17 protein-coding genes are annotated in these 17,636 nt (G+C 62.3%); 3 read left to right on the forward strand and 14 right to left on the reverse strand.

Translation table 11 applies throughout. The features are described 5' to 3' along the window. Positions 1–89 precede the first annotated feature (89 nt). From LDO86_RS08910 to LDO86_RS08965, 12 genes are all read right to left on the reverse strand, one after another. On the reverse strand, positions 90–1,007 hold the full coding sequence (locus tag LDO86_RS08910; RefSeq protein ID WP_026266078.1) for a carbohydrate kinase: 918 nt from the start codon (positions 1,005–1,007) through the stop codon (positions 90–92). A gap of 3 nt (positions 1,008–1,010) precedes the next feature. Beyond that, positions 1,011–2,504: a glycoside hydrolase family 32 protein gene (locus LDO86_RS08915; protein ID WP_018771302.1), complete on the reverse strand. Its 1,494-nt coding sequence runs from the start codon at positions 2,502–2,504 to the stop codon at positions 1,011–1,013. A gap of 93 nt (positions 2,505–2,597) precedes the next feature. Then, complete coding sequence (locus LDO86_RS08920; protein ID WP_018771303.1) at positions 2,598–4,208, reverse strand: ABC transporter substrate-binding protein; 1,611 nt, start codon at positions 4,206–4,208, stop codon at positions 2,598–2,600. Between the two features lie 81 nt (positions 4,209–4,289). Further along, positions 4,290–5,270, reverse strand: coding sequence for a carbohydrate ABC transporter permease (locus tag LDO86_RS08925; protein ID WP_018771304.1), 981 nt, complete (start codon positions 5,268–5,270; stop codon positions 4,290–4,292). Between the two features lie 7 nt (positions 5,271–5,277). Next, positions 5,278–6,258 (reverse strand): ABC transporter permease subunit, encoded by a 981-nt coding sequence (locus LDO86_RS08930; RefSeq protein WP_026266079.1) that lies wholly within the window; start codon positions 6,256–6,258, stop codon positions 5,278–5,280. Next, on the reverse strand, positions 6,255–7,298 hold the full coding sequence (locus LDO86_RS08935) for a LacI family DNA-binding transcriptional regulator (protein ID WP_224084430.1): 1,044 nt from the start codon (positions 7,296–7,298) through the stop codon (positions 6,255–6,257). Before LDO86_RS08935 ends, LDO86_RS08930 begins: the two co-directional genes overlap by 4 nt. Positions 7,299–7,465: 167 nt before the next feature. Continuing rightward, entirely contained in the window at positions 7,466–7,744 is a 279-nt protein-coding gene (locus tag LDO86_RS08940; protein ID WP_051081436.1) for a hypothetical protein, read from the reverse strand. Beyond that, positions 7,741–8,685, reverse strand: a complete 945-nt coding sequence (locus tag LDO86_RS08945) for a low temperature requirement protein A (RefSeq protein WP_051081437.1) — start codon at positions 8,683–8,685, stop codon at positions 7,741–7,743. The genes LDO86_RS08940 and LDO86_RS08945 overlap by 4 nt, the downstream gene beginning before the upstream one ends. Positions 8,686–8,763: 78 nt before the next feature. Next, a complete protein-coding gene (locus tag LDO86_RS08950) occupies positions 8,764–9,591 on the reverse strand; it encodes an enoyl-CoA hydratase/isomerase family protein (RefSeq protein WP_018771307.1) in 828 nt (275 codons plus the stop codon). A gap of 31 nt (positions 9,592–9,622) precedes the next feature. Beyond that, positions 9,623–9,931: an antibiotic biosynthesis monooxygenase family protein gene (locus LDO86_RS08955; protein ID WP_018771308.1), complete on the reverse strand. Its 309-nt coding sequence runs from the start codon at positions 9,929–9,931 to the stop codon at positions 9,623–9,625. Positions 9,932–9,955: 24 nt separating this feature from the next. Beyond that, positions 9,956–10,651 carry an SDR family oxidoreductase gene (locus tag LDO86_RS08960; protein WP_018771309.1) on the reverse strand — a complete coding sequence of 232 codons (696 nt, stop codon included), beginning with the start codon at positions 10,649–10,651 and terminating at the stop codon, positions 9,956–9,958. 34 nt (positions 10,652–10,685) lie between these two features. Continuing rightward, the gene (locus LDO86_RS08965; RefSeq protein ID WP_018771310.1) at positions 10,686–11,501 is read right to left on the reverse strand and encodes an oxidoreductase; all 816 of its coding nucleotides are present in this window, start codon (positions 11,499–11,501) and stop codon (positions 10,686–10,688) included. A 149-nt stretch (positions 11,502–11,650) separates the two neighbouring features. Here LDO86_RS08965 and LDO86_RS08970 point away from each other — a divergent pair, with 149 nt between their 5' ends. Both LDO86_RS08970 and LDO86_RS08975 read left to right on the forward strand, forming a co-directional pair. After that, a complete protein-coding gene (locus LDO86_RS08970; RefSeq protein WP_018771311.1) occupies positions 11,651–12,289 on the forward strand; it encodes a TetR/AcrR family transcriptional regulator in 639 nt (212 codons plus the stop codon). Positions 12,290–12,451: 162 nt separating this feature from the next. Further along, positions 12,452–13,039, forward strand: coding sequence for a DUF1349 domain-containing protein (locus tag LDO86_RS08975; RefSeq protein WP_224084431.1), 588 nt, complete (start codon positions 12,452–12,454; stop codon positions 13,037–13,039). A 1,384-nt stretch (positions 13,040–14,423) separates the two neighbouring features. On the opposite strand, the gene LDO86_RS08980 is transcribed toward LDO86_RS08975, so the two are convergent. Beyond that, positions 14,424–15,227, reverse strand: a complete 804-nt coding sequence (locus LDO86_RS08980; protein ID WP_018771312.1) for a MoaF C-terminal domain-containing protein — start codon at positions 15,225–15,227, stop codon at positions 14,424–14,426. A gap of 52 nt (positions 15,228–15,279) precedes the next feature. Further along, positions 15,280–16,479 carry an APC family permease gene (locus tag LDO86_RS08985; RefSeq protein WP_018771313.1) on the reverse strand — a complete coding sequence of 400 codons (1,200 nt, stop codon included), beginning with the start codon at positions 16,477–16,479 and terminating at the stop codon, positions 15,280–15,282. A 465-nt stretch (positions 16,480–16,944) separates the two neighbouring features. Here LDO86_RS08985 and LDO86_RS08990 point away from each other — a divergent pair, with 465 nt between their 5' ends. Beyond that, positions 16,945–17,541, forward strand: a complete 597-nt coding sequence (locus tag LDO86_RS08990; RefSeq protein WP_026266080.1) for a TetR/AcrR family transcriptional regulator — start codon at positions 16,945–16,947, stop codon at positions 17,539–17,541. The last annotated feature ends 95 nt before the right edge of the window (positions 17,542–17,636 follow it).

Genomic DNA, 17,636 nt, shown 5'->3' on the forward strand with positions numbered 1-17,636 from the left:
ACTACATGGAGGGTTTCGTTCAATGACGGGGCTGAGGGCGAGGACGATGCTGGCGGGGACGATTTCCCGGCCCACACGCCGCGCGCAGATTAGCTGGGGATGCTGGCCTGCTGCAGCCGTGCCGACAGTTCGCCGGCGGTAGGCGGAGCTGCGCCTTTTCGGCTGACCGTGATTGCAGCTGCGGCGGCAGCAGTTCGGCCGAGTCTTTCCTGGGCCTGGGGCGTCAGTCCGTGTGTTCCGCGCGCGAGGAGCCCGTAAATGAGGGCGGCCATGTATGAGTCCCCTGCTCCGATGGTGTCGACGACCTGCGTGGGGAATGCCGGTACGTGCACACTGCCGTGAGGAGTCATCAGGAGCGATCCGTCTGCACCCAGTGTGGTGACCACCAGCTCTGGTCCGAGGCGAAGGATTCGCTCGCCAACCTCCTCCACAGTCAATTCTGGGTAAAGCCAGGCGGCGTCCTCATGGCTGAGTTTGATGACGTGTGCAAACGCCGCCAGATCCTCGAACGTCGACCGTGCCTCCCATACGGAGCCCAGCAGAGCCGGCCTGATAAGACACCGACGATGAGCCTGTGCAACGAGTTCCCTCACCACCGCGGCTCCGGGCGCCAGGAACGAAGCGAGGGATCCCGTGTGCAGGATTTGCGGCAGGATGGGCGCAGCGATCCTTAAGGGGTCCCAGCTGATATCGAACTGGTAGGACGCGGACCCATCGGCGGACAAAGTGGCGGCTGCGGTGGCCGTAGGGCTGTCGCGGTGTGCACCTGGCAGGAGTTCGACGCCGGCGCTGTTCAGGTGGGCGGCGATCGCGCGCCCCCGGGGATCTTGGCCAATCGACGTGTGGAAGCTGGTTTGGATCCCCAGGCGCCCCAGCCCGTAGGCCACGTTTGCCGGTGAGCCGCCCGGGTGTTCGGACACTCCTTCCGGTGAGTTGACGACGTCTATCAGGGCCTCCCCGACCACAAGGACGTCAGGGCCGTGCGGTTGTTTGGAGCATGTGTTCATGTTTCAGGCGAGCGGCGTCAGCTGCAGAGAAGCGGCGGCTGTTCCGCCGGTCGAGTAGAGCGCCAGCGAGGTCGCGGAGGGGTCAGGGAAGATCAGTTCGGTCAGCGTCACGAGCCCGTCCTGCGCAAAGATCTCAACGGAGCAGTGGTCGATGAAGATCTGCAGGGAGTAGGTCCCATCGGGGCCCGGCTGGATTGGTGCGGTGCTGACGGAGGGGAAGGCGTCGTGGAATCCAGTGTCGCCGGAGTTGGTGCGGTCCACAAGGAGTTCGCCGGATACCGGACGGATGCCAATCCTGGTAGCGGCACCATCCTCGCAGCCCCTGACCGCAACGCCGTATTCTTCCGCTGTTCCCGGAGTGAAGGTGACCTGTATCTGCTGGACGGCCGTGCCGCCGTCGACCGCAACCGTCCCGTCCAGTTGTAGCTGCTGAGCGGGAACGGGAACCGAATTGGCGGTGTATTCGGCGGCGGGTTGCTGGACTAGCCGCGGTTGTCCGTTGACGGAGGTGAGGGTGACGTCGCGGACGAGGCTCATAGGGCTGCGCCAGGGCGACGTGGGGATGTGGTTGGCGTACTGCCAGTTGTTCATCCAGCCGATCATCAGCCGGCGCCCGTCCGGGACGTTGCTGAAGGAGACTGCTGCGTAGTAGTCCCGGCCCCAGTCCAGCCACTGGTAGTCGGCTACGCGGCCGTCGTCCTGCATGCCCTCGGTGACCGTGGTTTCGGAGCGGAACGTCACGCCGTCGAACTGTCCCACGAAGTATTGCCCGGCGGACCCGCCGTTGGGGCCGCCGGGGTTCATGTTCACGGTCAGGACCCATCGGGTGTTCCCGGCGTCGCCGTCCAGGGGAAGTTCGAAGAGATCCGGGCATTCCCAGATGCCTCCCGTGCCGTTCGCGGGCCCGAAGGTGCTGAGGTACTCCCAGGTCTTCAGGTCGTCGGAACGGTAGAGGAGGACAGCGTAGTCGTGGGCTTCTACGGCGGCCATCACCCAGTAGCTGCCTGCGGGGCCTTCGTAGCGGAAGACCTTGGGGTCACGGAATTCGGGGGAGTCACGCGTGAGTACGGGGTTGCCGGCGTATTTGGTCCATGAGTAGCCGCCGTCTGTACTCCAGGCGAGGGACTGTGCCTGGATGCCGGGGTGGGCTGAGGCCGGCTTGTAGGCGCTGGTGTAAATGGCTACCAGCGGGTCGGCGCCGTCGTTGCTGAAACCGGAGGTGTTCCCGTGGTCCACCACGATGCTTCCGGAGAAGATCTCTTCCGTGTTATCGCATGGGATGGCCACCGGCTGCTCTTCCCAGTTCACCAGGTCTGTGGATGTTGCATGTCCCCAGGACATGTTGCTGTGGACGTTCCCGAACGGGTTGTTCTGGTAGTAGAGGTGGTAGGTGCCTTCGTGGAAGACCAGGCCGTTGGGGTCGTTGAGCCAGGTGTCCTTGGCCGTATAGTGCATGGCCGGGCGGAAGGTCTCAAGGGTGGACGTGACAGTGTTCATGGGTCTCTTTCGTGATGCCGCCGGCCGGGGCGGCGCAGGCTGGGGTGCCGGGCGCGGAGTCCGCGCCCGGCACCGGGAGGGAAAGCCGGGGGCTTAGGAGTTGCTCTTGTACCGGTCGTAGGCCTGCTGGTAGACCTCGACCATCTTGTCCACTCCGATGTTCTTAAGCTGTGAGACGTAGCCGTCCCATTCGTTCTCAATGCCGCCGGACACGATCCATTTGGCCGTTGACTGCTTGACGATGGTGGCGGCGTCGGACTCGATGGTGCTGATCTGCTGGATTTCCTCATTGGACAGCGGGACCGGCGGGTAGCCGTCGTTGGCGGCGAAGGGCTTGTAGTTCTCCTGGACCGTCTTCTGACGCTCGGCGGCGCGGGGTTCGGGCGCTACGACGTTCTTGAAGTTTTCAGCGGTGTTGGCTTTGGGACCGCCCGGGGCGACCTTTTGCCGGCGTTCGCCTTCGCTGGTGCCCGCCGGTGCCGGGATCTGGGTGAGCAGCCCGGTGGCGGGGTCCTTTTGCAGGGTTTCGCCGATGGGTCCCCAGTTGGCCTGGGCGGACTGGATGGGTTCGTAGAGGTGGTCCGCCCAGCGGATGGTCGCGGCGGGGTACTTGTCCGCCCGCGTCACGGCGAAGGCGCCGCGCGCGATCTCCTGGTTGTTGGACTGGCTGGCCCGGCGCTTGCCGTCCACTCCTTCCAGGACCGGCAGCAGCTTGTAGTCGGAGGCGCGATCGGCGCCGACCATTTCCTTGATCTCCCACCAGACGAATGACCCGAGGTTTTCCGTTCCAGCTTTGCCCTTGGCCAGGTAGGCTTTGTCGTCCTGGGAGAAGGATTCCGGATCGATCAGTCCTTCCTGGTACCACTGGTGCAGGGTCTGGAGCGCTTTCTTGTAACCGTCCTGGGTGGCGGTGTAAATGACCTTGCCGTCCTGGACGATCCTGTGGTCCATATTGTCCGGAACGCCGCCGAGTGCGGCGATCAGGTCCACGATGTCCCCGCACCATGAGCCAGGCATGAAGCTCAGCGGGATCGTCTTGCCGGTCCCGGATGCGTCGCGGTTCTTGAAGGCAAGCAGGGCGTCATGGAGTTCGTTGACGGTTTTGGGCATCGGGATGCCCAGCTTGTCCAGCCAGGCGGTGTTGATGGCCATTTCGTTGGGGAACTGGACCAAGCCGAGCTCCTCAATGGAGGGGAGGGAGTAGATGTGCCCGTCGGAGGAGGTGATGGCTGCCTTGATGTCGGGCCGGTCCGTGAGCAGCTTTGAGAGGTTGGGAGCGTTCTTCTCGATCAGTCCTTCCAGCGGGATGAGGGTTCCGCTGGCTGAGTACGTGGCGATTTCGGCGTCGGTCAGGCCACTGTTGAAGAAGGCGTCGGGCAGGTCGCCGCTGGCAAGGATGAGGTTCTTCTTTTCCTTGAACACGGTTTCGGGAAGGTTCTGCCACTCGATGTGGACGTTGGTGTCCTTTTCCCATTGCTGCACCAGGGACATGGTGTTGTAGTCAGGGGCCAGTGCGGTTTTAGTTCCGGAGAACTTGAGGGTCAAGGTGTCCTTGACGATCGGCAGTCCTGACTGTTGGAAGCCGAAGTCCGCGGACGAATCCTTGATCTCCGTGGTGCCCTTGGAGTTGCCTGAGCAGGCGGTGAACAGCATCGTTCCTGCCATCAGGGCGCCGGCGACGGCGAGTTTGCGGCTGGTTGCCATGGGTTTTCCTTTGCTTGGGTGGAGGGGAGGAGCACGACGGCGGTGCGGGGCAACGGCGTCGGGCATTGGTTTTGAGGGGTGTCAGCTCTTGACGGCACCGATCATGGTGCCCTTGGTGAAGTGCTTTTGCATGAACGGCAGGGCGATCATCAGGGGGAGGCTGGAGACCACGATCATGGCGTATTTGGTCAGTTCGGCGATCCGCTGGGCGGCGGCGTAGGACTGGATGTCCCCGCCGGTGGTGCCGGTGGAAGAGACGTCCGATTGGATCAGGATGTTGCGCAGAACCAGTTGCAGCGGGTACTTGGTGTCATCGTTAAGGAAGATCAGGGCGTCGAAGAACGAGTTCCAGTGGGCCACCACGTGGACCATGATCATCAGCATGATGAGCGGCTTGGACAGCGGCAGGACCATCCTGAAGAAGAAGGTGAAGTCGTTGGCGCCGTCCATCTGGGCGGCTTCGCGGAGTTCGCCGGGAATGGTGTGTTCGAAAAACGAGCGGGCGATGATGAGGTTCCATACGCCCACCGCACCCGGCAGGACAACGGCCCAAACCGTGTCGAGCATGCCCAGGTCGCGGACCACCAGGTACTTCGTGATGAGGCCGCCGTCGAAGAACATGGTGACCACAAAGAGCAGCATCAGGATCTTCCGGCCCGGCATGTCTTTCCGCGACAAGGCATAGGCGCCGCACAGGATGGTGGTCACGCTGATGGCAGTCCCCAGCACGGTGTACACCAGGGTGTTGCCGAGGCCGTTCCAGATCCGGCTGTCGGCGAGTATGCGCTGGTAGCCTTCCAGGGTCACGCCGGAGGGGACCAGCCACACTTTGCCTTCATAGACGGCGTTCGGGTCGCTGACGGAGGCGATGACGATGAAGTACAGCGGGTAGACAACCGCGATGATGGACAGGGTCAGGATGGTGATGGCCGTGATGTTGAACGCTTTATCGGCCCACTTTTCGCGGAACGGGACAGTCCGCCCGGGGCCTGGATCGTTCGTTCCAGGCCTGTTTCGCTGGGCAGGGGCCGGAGTGGCCACGGGTTTGGTATTCAGGGTCATAGCGGCATCACCAGAGGGTTGCTTGGTTGGCCCGGCGTGCTACCCAGTTGAAGGTCAGCAGCAGCACGAGGTTGAGGACGGAATTGAACAGGCCGATGGCGGCCGAATAGCTGAACTGGGCCTGCTGGAGGCCTGCATGGTAGACGTACGTCTGGATGATTTCCGACGCCGGCAGGTTCAGGTTGGTCTGCATCAGCAGGGCCTTTTCGAAACCGACGTTGAGCAGGTTACCGATGGCCAGGATGAACAGGACGGTGACCACGGGCATGATGCCCGGAAGGTCGATGTGGCGGATGCGCTGCAGTTTGGAGGCGCCGTCCACCTTGGCTGCGTCGTGCAGCGCAGGGTCGATGCCGGAGAGCGCAGCCAAGTAAACGATCATGGAGAATCCTGCGTTTTGCCAGACATCCGAGATCACATAGATCGGCCGGAACCACTCGGCCGAACCCATGAAGAAGATGGGTTCGCCGCCGGCCAGTTGGATGGCGTTGTTGACCAGGCCGGACCGTGGAGACAGCAGCACGAACATCATTCCGACCACCACCACCGTGGAGATGAAAGCAGGCGAGTACAGCACGGTCTGGGTGAACTTCTTGAACCGTTCGCTCTGCAGTTGGTTGACCAGCAGGGCCAGGACAATCGGGATGGGGAAGGCCACTACGAGCCCGAGGACCGCGATCCAGAGGGTGTTCCCCACAACTTGGCCGAACTGGTATGAGTTGACGAACCGGATGAAGTGCTGGAGCCCCACCCACGGACTTCCTGTGAAGCCGTCAACCGGGTTGTAGTTGCGGAAGGCGATCTGCACTCCGTACATCGGCCAGTACTTGAAGACGGCGATGTAGATGAGGGCCGGAGTTAGTAATACGTATAACTGCCAGGACCGGGCGACTTTTTTGAGGCGCAGCGGCAGGGGAGTGCGGCGCGTTGGTTCAGTAGGGGGAGTTGGCGGCGCTGCCGGTGTGGATCGAGCCAGGATGCGGCTCATGGCTTCTCCTTGGGATGAGTCACTGAGTTTCTTTCGATCAGGGGGCAGGTGATGAATTCCACCTGGCCGTCGGGTTCGGCGCCTTGCAGGATGAGGTCCACGGCGCGGCGTCCCATCTCCACGAACGGCAGCTCAAGGGTGGTGAGGCCGGGCCGCAGGTGCGGGGCGAGGGTTTCCTGGTTGTCGAAGCCGATGATGGATAGGTCACGCGGAATCGAAAGGTGCAGTTCCTGGGCAGCCTGGTAGGCGCCCCAGGCGGTACGGTCGTTGGCGCAGAAGATGGCGGTGGGCGGCTGTGCTGCCGTGAGCAGGTCCATGGCGTGGGTGAAGCCATCCTCTTCGTTGCCCCTGCCGAAGCGCACCAGCTCCGGCTGAACGCCATGCCCCGCTTCGTTCATGGCCTGGGTGTAGCCGCGAAATCGTCCGACGGCGGCGGGGAGTTCGCTTTCCAGGGTTTCGATGTTGATCATCGCCACCCGGGTATGGCCGGCGTCCAGGAGATGCCGGGTAGCCGTGAGGCCGCCCAATTCCTCGTCGGGAGCCACGCTGTGCAGGCGGAGCTTTCGGTCCTGGGAGTTCAGCACCACGGAAGGGACGTCCATCAGCGCCTCGGGAACGTCCAGGCGGCGGTGGTACATGCCCGCGTAAACCACCCCCGCCACCTTATAGCTGAGCATGGAGTCCAGCGACGCTGCCTCGAGGGCCTTGTTTCCGCCGGTGTTCATGGTGAGCAGGAGCAGGCCGTCTTCCCATGCCCGTTCCTGTGCGCCTTCGATGATCTTTCCGGCGAATGGAGCGGTGGCCACGGCATCCCCGAGGAATCCGATGATTCCAGAGACGCCGTCACGCAAGGTTTTGGCATGGGCGTTGGTGCGGTACCCGAGCTTCTGGACGGCATCCTGCACCCTTTTCCGGGTGTCGTCCGAAAAACGCGATCCGGCGGCCGAATTCAGGACCAGGGAGACGGTGGCCTGCGAGACACCCGCTTCCGCCGCGACGTCATGCATGGTGGGTCCTGAATGGGGGCGGGGTCGTGCCATGGGCACCTCCTTGGGCCGTTGGTTATTCGTATCAGTTATTCGTATAACTGGATTGCTGTAAAACTGTAACCTGCGCCATATCGAGCCGTCAAGGGATGGGACTGCGGAATTCGGCAACCCATTCTTCTTGATGCTGGAGCTCACCGTTGCTGGTTGCCCTGCAGCATTTAGTGATCAACCGGTGCTGTCCGCGCGAGGTTCGCGAGTGATTGCTGTTGGTGCTTCCGGCCGGCGGCTTCGAAGCCCACGACCGAAACAGCCGGCGCTGCGGTGACGATCAGCAATGTCACTCCAATCGGCGCACCTGCCGCGGATACCGTGGCGGCCAGAGCAAGGATGGCGGTGGTGGCGACGGACAGCCATGCGTGCAGTCCGTCGAATTCCTGCAGCATGTAGGTGTAGCCGGCCATCACGGCCAGGCAAAAGACGGCGACCGGGATGATCACGGTGAGTGTGGAGGCGAAGGCTCCAATCCCGCGGCTCCCTCGATGGCGTGGGCGGCCACATGGAGGCCTGCGCCAATCGCAACGATGCTTGCATACAGCGCAAAATGCAGGTAGATGAAGGGTTGGAACTTACGGCGGAAGCGCGAGAGGACCCAGCCATAGGGTGTCATAAAGTACATCCACCACAGGCCGAAAGTCAGGCCGACTCCGGCGGTCACCACTGTGACGGCGTCGAAGCTCCATCCGGTGATTCCGACCAAGGCATTGACCGAGGCGACAGTTCCAAAGACACCTTCGCCAAGAGCAATGATTGCCAGCAGGCCAAAACGCTCTGCGATGTGGTGCGCATTCCACCCCACTTCGCCGCTGCGCTGTTCGACGAGGCGGGTTCCGGTAATTTCCAGCAGGAACAGGATTACGGCCGCCAGGACGAACAAGGGGAGCGTCGGCCTGGTGATGGCAATCCCCAGCCATCCGGTCATTGAGGTGCCCACGAGGAGCGTGTGCTGGAGGGCTGAGCGCCGCTGCCCGCGGTCCTGGCGGGCTAGTCGGGTCCACTGCAGGAGCGTCGCGGCCCGCATGACGAGATACCCGGCGATGATGACCCGGGGATCGATGGAATCGCCGCTTTCCAGAGTCCGAAAGAAGTCGGGCAGGCCCAGCGCCAGGATCATCACACCGATCATCTGGATCATCGTGGCGAGGCGGTAGGCCCAGTCATCCACACCGAAAGCCGAGCCGAACCAGGTGAAGCTTACCCAGACCGACGCGATGCCCGTAATGGCGTAGATGAACCCGCCCACGCCCAACGCTGCATGACCGGAGACTATGGCGTGGGTCAGTTGGTCCGCCGCCTGGCCGAACGCTACGACGAATGCCAGGTCAAACAACAGCTCCAGGGGCGTCGCGGTCCGGGGACTGGCTGGGTCACGGCGGCGCATGCTTACGAGGCTGCGCCGCCCTGGCCCCGTGGCTCCGGATTTCCACGGTGCTGCATCCCTCACGTCATCCTGCCTGTCTTATGCGTTTGGCGAGCCAAGGTAGGCCCCGAGGTTGTCCTCCACTTTCAGGAGGCCTTCCTGGTCTATCAGCTGACCGAAGGCCTGGATCCGTTGCGGGAACCCGGGAAAGTTGAGGGATTCAACGAATTCGTTCCATGAGCTGAGGAGGTCTGCTTTTGGCGGGAGTGTGGCCCGGTTGATCTGGGCTTTGGCTCCCAAGATAGCCTCCTTATCAAACGAAGCGATGCGGCGGGCGATGGTGTCCACAAAGCCGTCCAGGTCGTCGTCGGCGAGGGTCCGGGTAACCCAGCCGAACGCTTCGGCCGTATCGGCGTCGTAATCCATGCCGCTCATGATGGCTTCGAGTGCTCGGTCCCGCCCCAGGAGGCGGGCAAGGCGGTCTGTGCCCCCTCCACCGGGGATCAGGCCGGTTCCGACTTCCAGTTGGCCGAACGTTGCCTTCTGGCGGCTGGCATAGCGCAGGTCGAAGGCGAGGGCGATTTCATCGCCTCCGCCGCGGGTGTGGCCGCGTATCAGGGCGATGGTGATGAACGGAGCCGAGGCAATGCGGGAGGCAAGGTCCACCCAGCCGGGTGTGCCGTCGTCGGCCGTGAATGCCAGCAATCGCGGTATCTGGGTGAGGTCTGCGTGGTTGTAGAAATAGCCGTCGACGCTGCTGTCGAATACTGCGGCCTTGACGTTTTCGTCCCGGCTCAGGGCATCCATGACGCCCGCAAGCTCGATGGCTGCATCGGCGCCCATGAGGTTGACGGGAGGGTTAGCGAAGGTCACCCGCCGCAGGTTGTCGGTAATGGTTTTAACGGTAAAGAACGCTGTGCTCGTCATTGGTTCCTCCGGGGTCGCGGCGTCGCGTGTTTTAGCGGGTTGGTGGGTTGAAGGTGTGGCGGATGCTGAAATGCCGGGAGACCGGCGGTGCGGTGATGATTTCGGCAAGCCTGGTGACGCCTTCCGGGGACTGCCGCCACGCCGTGTAGGCGGCCAGGTCGGACTCCGTGGCCCAGCGGGTCATGACGGTCAGCCGGGTGGGGTCGTCGCCGTCCTGCAGTACTTCGGTGCTGATGTTGCCGGGGAACGACGCCGTCCGGGTGAGGTCGTGTTCGAAGATGGCGTCCAAGTTGGTGGCGGCTGGATTTACACGAATTTCCAGGGTGGAGGTCATGGTCATGAAGCGGTTCCTTGGTGACGGGGCCTACTCGCCGCTCACGGCGGCGAGGAGGTCGGCGATGGGCAGGGCCATTCCGGCCCGGACTTGGCGGGTGGTTTCGTCGGCCAGGACTTCATCCGCGTTGGCTTCCAGCCCGTCGTAGATGGCCCGGACGACGTCGGCGGGATCGTTCATGTCCATGGTCATTCCTTCTGTCATGGGCGTCTTGGTGTAGGCAAGATGGGCGCCGAGGACGTGGACACCACTGGGCGCCAGCTCCAGCCGGAGGGCGTTCGTCGCCGACCACAGGGCGGCTTTCGAAGCGCCGTAGGAGCCCAGCGGCAGCCAGCTGGCAATGGAGGCAATGTTGACCATGGCGCCCTTGGCATTCCGAAGTGCCGGGGCGAAAGCCCGGGTCAGCGCCAGGGGTGCGAAGAAGTTTGTTTCCATGGTTGCCCGGATGTCGTCGAAGGAGCCGTCAACCAGCGAACCCGGGCGTGAAATGCCGGCGTTATTAATCACGACCGTTACGTCCGGTGCCGCTGCCACTGCTGCGGCGATGGAGCCGTCGTCGGTCACGTCCAAGGCCAAGGGCACTACGCGGGCGTCGTCCCATTCACGCGGGGTGCGGGCCGCTGCGTAGACTCTGGCGGCACCCCGCTCAAGGGCCTCGGTGACGAAGTGGATGCCGAGGCCGCCGTTGGCGCCAGTGACGAGGATGACGGAGTCTTTGAGGTTCATGCGCTGATTCCTTCTGGATTGGGGGAGTGGGTGCTTAGGCGGGAAGGTGGTTGAGTTTGCGGATTTGACTGTCGAAAACCGAGGCCGGGGCGTACCTGCGGAGCAGGTGCACCTGGCCTGCGCGGGCACCGGCGGCATACCGGGCCTTGGGACGGGCGGCTCGTGCCGCCGTGACGACGGTGTCTGCCACGACATCGGACGGATAGCCATCACGCACCGCGCTTGCCATGTATTCCTCAAATACCCTTCGCTGCGTGGCGTAGTCGGCCAGCGGCTGGTCCGCCTTGAGGTTGTTGGCGTCGAAATCGGTACTGGTCCAGGCCGGTTCAACAAGGAGGGCACGGATGCCGTGTTCACGCAGTTCGTGGTCCAGTGACTCGGTGTAGCCCTCGACGGCGTGTTTGGAGGACGAATAGACGGCCATGAAAGGCTGGGGAATGAATCCCACAACGGACGAGATATTGATGATCCGTCCTGTCTTGCGGCTTCGCATATGCGGCAGGACCGCTTTAGTCATGCGCATAACACCGAAGACATTGATGTCGAACACCCGGCGGTCCTGGTCCAGGGAGGTGTCCTCCGCCGCACCGGATGCACCGACCCCGGCATTGTTCACCAGCACGTCGATGCGACCGAATCGGCTCAGGACCTTTTCCACCGCTGCGGCGACCGACTCGTCACTGGTGACATCGAGGTCGATGAACGTGACCCCCTGAATCGGGGAAGCGCTGACAGCGGATCGGCTGGTGCCGACGACGTTGAAACCGGCAGTGACCAAGGCGGTCGCGACCGCCCTGCCGATTCCGGTTGATGCTCCGGTGACCAGCGCTACCTGGGATGAGCTTGGCATGGCCGCTCTCCTAAATTATTTTTCGACAATTGATGTATCACTAGTGTAGCCATTAAGTGAATAATTGCAACAGCAATGTTCTAGTTAGGGGCTTAGTTGCGTCGCGTCAGTGTTGGATAGGATGGGGTGACAAGCCAGAAGGAGTGAGCGTGGGAAGACCCCTGAGAGCCGACGCCGAGCGCAGCGTGCGGGCCATCCTTGAAGCCGCCGAGCAGGTCCTTAGCAGGGACCCGGGGGCGTCGATGGAGCAGATCGGAGACGCGGCGGGAGTTGCCCGAACCACGGTCCATCGGCGGTTCGCAAGCCGCCAGGCCCTCATTGATGCGCTGGCGATTTCAGCCAAGCAACAGCTCGCCGACGCCGTGGAGGAGAGCAGGCCGGATTCGTCACCTCCCCTCGTGGCGCTGTACCGCGTCACGGCGAGTGTGTTGAAAACGAAGAATGCGTGGAGGTACACCCTCGGCAGCCATTCCGAGGACACCAGTGCCGCGGCTGACATCTGGGACCGGATCAACGCCCGTACCCATGACCTCCTTTCGAGGGCGCAACACGAAGGCCTGCTCGCCCCGGAAGCCGACCTCGAATGGGCTCGCCAGGTGTACTACGCCCTCATGAGTGAGGCGCTGCAGAAACCCTCAGGTCCGGAAGGCCCCGATACGGACGCCTTGGCTGAACTCGTAGTCGATACCCTGCTATGCGGCGCCGGGGTCAGGCGCGCCCAAGGACTTCAGCAGCGGGTCAATCCGGTACTCCTAACGCCCGAGGATACCGATTTGCCCCGGGGCTGAAGTTTTCGAAGGCGATCCGGCTTGGATCGGCCAAGCGACGGGCTCCATAAGTGGCCAGCTCATCGCACGAGAGCCTGTGTGGAAAAATATTCACATCTGGAGCCCCGAGCGTCGAGCCAGAATCCCGAGCAGCGTCGGCACGAATCCAGAAGAGGAGTCAACGTGAAGCACGCGGCCTGGACTGAGGGTACATGGACTACGGAACCTGCACGGGTCGACATAGACCAGCACGGCATGCGAGTAGCGGCCGTTGGGGGAAGTGATGCTTGGCGAATAACTTCATACGGATTCATCCATGACACTGAACATGCCCTCCTCGCCCCTTTTGAACCGGGCTCTGCGGTCGAGGTTTCGTTCCTTTTCGACTTTTCATCGCAGTTTGACCAAGCAGGCATCTTCGTTCGTACCGACGACGCCACTTGGATCAAAACCGGCATTGAGTGGAGCGACGGAGACGGAAGCCTCGGTGCTGTCGTTACCCGCGGCGTATCTGATTGGTCACTGTCGCGGGTTGAGGGCTGGCAGGGACGACTCGTCACAGTCCGAGCGAGTCGTTCAGGCGACGCCCTCACAGTACGAGCGCGCGTCGATGACGAGCCATGGCGCCTGGTCAGGGTAGCTCCTCTGGATCCGGACGCTGACGTCACGGCCGGACCCTACTGCTGCGCCCCGTCGAGGGACGGCCTAACCGTTCACTTCACATCCTGGCGGACCGGCAACGCAGACCCAAGCCTGCACCCAGAAGCCTAACTGGATCGCATACGGCAAGGTCCATCAACAGCAGTCGTTGCCCCGGCAGGCCGCCACCCACGAGTTTGGGTGCGGACTCGACACGAAACGCACACAAGAGCCGCGGCCAAGACGGCACTGCGAATCCCGCCGGTGGCCCCCGCATCAGCTTGGCCGCCGGCAACCTGTCGCCTTCGGGGCCTAAGAAGCCACTCGCCCTGAACGCCAAAGCATTCATCCCCGTCACTCGATGATCACCAAGCGGGAACTGGTCTCCAGCTAAGACCCGCTTCGGCGCGGAACCTCGGCGCGAGAACCCATCGGCGTTAGCGGGAAAATGCCGACTTTTGGCCCGCATATTGCTTAAGTCCCACAATGGTTATTCCGACAGGCTCACCAGGGCGTCACAGGCCAAAAGTAAGAGTGTGGACATTGTCCACACTCTCGGCTCTGGATCGGGTCATACGGGCCTCGGATTGGCCCGGATCCCGCATGTTTTCTCGAGTTCCCAGTGTTTGCAACGGCCGGAATGTAGTTCGAGTCCCACCTCGGGCACAGTGTTTCCGCAGGTCAGAGGCGATTTTGCTTTGACGTGTGTACAAAGCTTGATTTTCGTAGCTCTGACGGGTGGGTTGCGGGCTGTGGCCTGGCCGCCGCAGTGGTCTGTTCAGGTGTGTGGGGTGGCGGGTTCAAGTCCCTGGCTGGGTGAGCCCTCCGCCTGCTGAAAGTGTGTTTATGCGGTTCCTCGTTCCTGAGCTGTAAGGTGGGCCCGGGCCGGCGTACACCTATTCATGTGCCGGGGGAGCGGGGACGACATGACCGTGCTGACAGCGCTCTAGGAGTTTCCCAGGGGTGGCCTTCTCATCGCTGCGACGGGTGAGCTCCTTCGATACCGAACACCCCCATAGCCGGATTGTCCGCCGCCCATGGGATGCGGGGGTCGGGGGCGCCATGCGTGATTACCACACCGTTCCGGGCTGGATGCGAGCTGCGGCCTAGGGAGCCGCAGCCAAGTAAGTGACCAGACGGCGGCACCGAGGCCGACCTCGAGACCGCTGCTTTCCCACTGCTTCATCGATGGTGTTGTAGGCGGATGATGGGCAGGAGGGGCCGAACTGTTCTTTGGCGACGACGGCGTATTCCGCGGTCTATGGTGGCCACGCGGGTCGAGGGACTCGTAGGTCTCCATAGCGTAGCCTTCTCCGGCAGCAGGGCCCTGTGGTCATTGTCCGTTTGGTTATGGTTTGTCGGCGAAGTCCTGTGAGGGCTGCGCTAAAAAGGCGATATAGCCGAAGTGCGCAGTCAGCATCACAACTGCTCCCGTCGACACATGGTCCAGGTTCGGAAGCGGTTCGCAGCCCTAATGAGAGGATGTCCGGTGCAGGACCGGACATCCTCTCCGGGCCTAATGCTTGTTGGTGTCCTGAGGGTACTCGGTGGTGTTCAGCACGCTGAGCCGGGAATCGAAGGGCAGGATGACCGGTTCGTTGGCGGGGTCGTCCCAGCCGAACATCCGTCCGATGGAGCGCTGTTCCCGCAGGTCCGCGAGCAGGACGGCTTCAACGCACATCACCTTTTCGGTCCAAAAGAAGATGAAGAGGTCCTCTGCTACTTCCCAGGTCATGCACCGATCGGTGTCCGCCAGCCCCGCCTCGCCGCCGCGGACGCAGTTCCAGGTGAAGGTGCCTGGGTTCAGGTAGATGTGTTCGTAGGACTCGACGTCGCTGTAGCGGTAGAAGATCCGTTTTCCGACCAGGCCGGATGAGCGTTCGTGCCGGGCCGCTGAGCCGTTGCTGTTGGTCTGGCTGAAGTCGGTGGTGCTGCGGGTCCTGTCGCCCACGAGGACGAAGCGTGATACTCCGGAAGTAACCGCGCCGGTTTTCCGGTCCCAGATAATGGTGACGTTATCTGCTCTGAGCCCTTCACCGCGGACGAAGTCGATGATGAAGATCCCGGGGCGGGCTTCGATGGCTTTGTAGCCTGCAGTTCCGCTGGTCTTCTCCTCGCCGCGCTTAGAGGTCCAGATGATGGAGGATTCCGTGTCGAAGACGTACTCCTCGGTTGCTCCGTCCTCGCCCGGGATGCTCAGAGCCGCTCCAGTGAGGGCGGGGGAGGCGGGCAGCGTCTGGTCGCCGAAGCCTTCGAGCATGGCAGAAACCGGCGGCCACTCCTCTTCGGGAATGTAGTCCTGGATATCCGTTGAAGTCATGGTGTGTTCCTTTGTTCTTTTCATTGTGTGGGGACAGGTGGGTGCGGCTGGGTCAGCCGATGACCGCGGCGAAGTTGATCGAGGGCTTTTGTGCTCCCCGGGCAATTCCGGCCACGAAGAAGAGGGGGATGCCGAGGAGGAGCCAGCGGGCAACGCCGCCGGCGCCGCCGAGCAGGGCGTCGTAGTTGTCCAGCGTCAGGTATCCGATGACGATGAATGCGAGGAATGACAGGGACGGTGCGATGACGGTGACCCAGAGGTTGTCCCGCATGCCGTTCCTGGCGAAGAAGACCACGATGGCAGCTGAGGTCACCAGCAGGATGGTGATGAAGCCGGCCGTTCCCAGGGCAACGAACCAGGAGAACACGGTGGTGATGGGGTCGGCTCCTGCGAGCAGGAAGATGCTGATGACTGCGAGGACGACGATTCCGTTGATGAACCCGGCAATGTGCGGGGCCCTGGTCTTGGAGACGGCGGAAAGCTTCGCGGGCAGGGCGCCGGCGCGGCCGAGGGAGAAGAGGTAGCGGGAGAACATGTTGGACAGGCCCAGCAGCATGGCCAGGAAGCTGGTGACCACGAGGATCTGCATGGTCATGCTCAGCCAGTAACCTGCACTGGTCTGGGCCAGGTCGAAGATCATGCCGGCCGGGTTGTCCGTAGCCACGGTCTGGATGTTGTCGATGCCGATGGCTCCGCTGATGGCCCACGTGGAGATGGTGTAGAAGATTCCTACGAAGGCGATGACGAAGTAGGCGGCGCGCGGAATGGTGCGGCGGGGTTCTTTGGCTTCTTCGGCGAAGACGACTGTTGCTTCAAAGCTGGTGAAGCAGGCGAATGCAAAGAGCAGGGAAATTCCCATACCGGGTCCGAAGACGTTGGAGCCGGTGAAGCCCTCGAATGTGAAGATGCCGATGCCCTTTTGGGCGATGAGGGAGACCACCAGCGCGGCTACCGCGAAGGCTTCGCCGACAATGAGAACTCCCAGCACTTTGAGGCTGGCGTCCACGCCGCGCATGGTCAGCCCGGTCACGACGGCAAGCAGCACGGTGATCCAGAGGTATGCCGGGATGCTGAGCCCGGTGATTCCTTCGACCAGGAGTTGGGCGAATACCCCGAACTGTGACCAGAGCCCGATTTGAAGGCTGAGGTAGGTCAGGATGGCGATCCCCGCGCCGCCGGTGGCCCATTTCGTTCCCAGGCCTTTGGCCATATAGGCGACAAAGCCGCCTGCGTTGGTGATGTGCTGGCTCATCCGGAGATAACCGACGGAAAGAGTGCTACAAGGAGCGCGGCAATCACGTAGATGACGGGTGTTCCGGCGCCGGTGGTCGAGAACAGTACCGGGCTGGCGCCTACTACCGCCGCCATGGGGGGGCGGCCGCGGCAATAGCGAAAAAGGCTATGGCCAGGACGCCGAGTTTATTGGGCCTCAGTCCCGCTGGGCTGGGAGAGTCCCCGCGCTCTTCCGACCCAATGGTCGTTCGCAATGCGACTGATTCTTGATTCATGCGATGGCTCTTTTCGGGATGCAGGGCGTTAAGCCGATGCGAAAAAGGTGCCCCAATTTCGGTGCGTCAGTACGCGGAAGATGCAGGGGAGAAGCTGATTGCAATCGAGCGAACGTGGGTGACCGGGGCCACGCCCAGAACTCTACAAGTGTTTAGTTAGAGGTGTCAACGTATCCCTTTCGAGGAGTGGCAAAGACTAGACTCGGCGTATGAGCCAATCCCAACGTTCGGCCCGATTGCCCTATGGAGACGGCCGGGAGGCGTTGTTGTCAGCAGTGCTTGCTCTCGTGGGAGAGAAGGGGCTGCGGGGAGTTACCTACCGTGCCGTCGCCGCTCGGGCAGGCGTGAACCACACGCTGGTCACGCACCACTTCGGTTCCATCGAAGGTCTTCTGGCTGCCACGATGGAATGGGCTGTGCAACGGTCCATCGAGGAGACTGGCCTGGAGCGGATTGTCGACTTTGACGACAGTTTCGCTGATTCGCTCATTGCGACGGTGTCGGCTGAACCGGAACTGCAGCTCTTCCAGTTTGAGATGCTGCTTGAATCCCGTCGGAACCCGGAAGTACGGCCACTGGTTGAAAGGTTGTACGCCGCTTACATGCAGACCGTTGAGGATGCGCTGAGGCAACGCGGCCTGGTGGCGGATGATGCTGTTTCGCTGGCTATCTTTGCAGCATTGGACGGTCTCATGCTCCAGTTCCTGACCATCAGCGATCCGGTGAGAATCAGGGCAGCCGTGATTAAGGTCGGTCACATGGTGAGCCTTCTCGAATCCGCCAAGGACAGCGTTGACGGGAATTGACCAGGACTCGCAACCGGGCTCCGGTGTCACATGCCGTGAATGGTGGGCCGCAAAATTTGAAAAAAGATGAGGACGACGGCGGGAATCCCGCCGTC

This window comes from Arthrobacter sp. StoSoilB19 (assembly GCF_019977275.1).
In the GTDB taxonomy this organism is placed as follows: domain Bacteria; phylum Actinomycetota; class Actinomycetes; order Actinomycetales; family Micrococcaceae; genus Arthrobacter.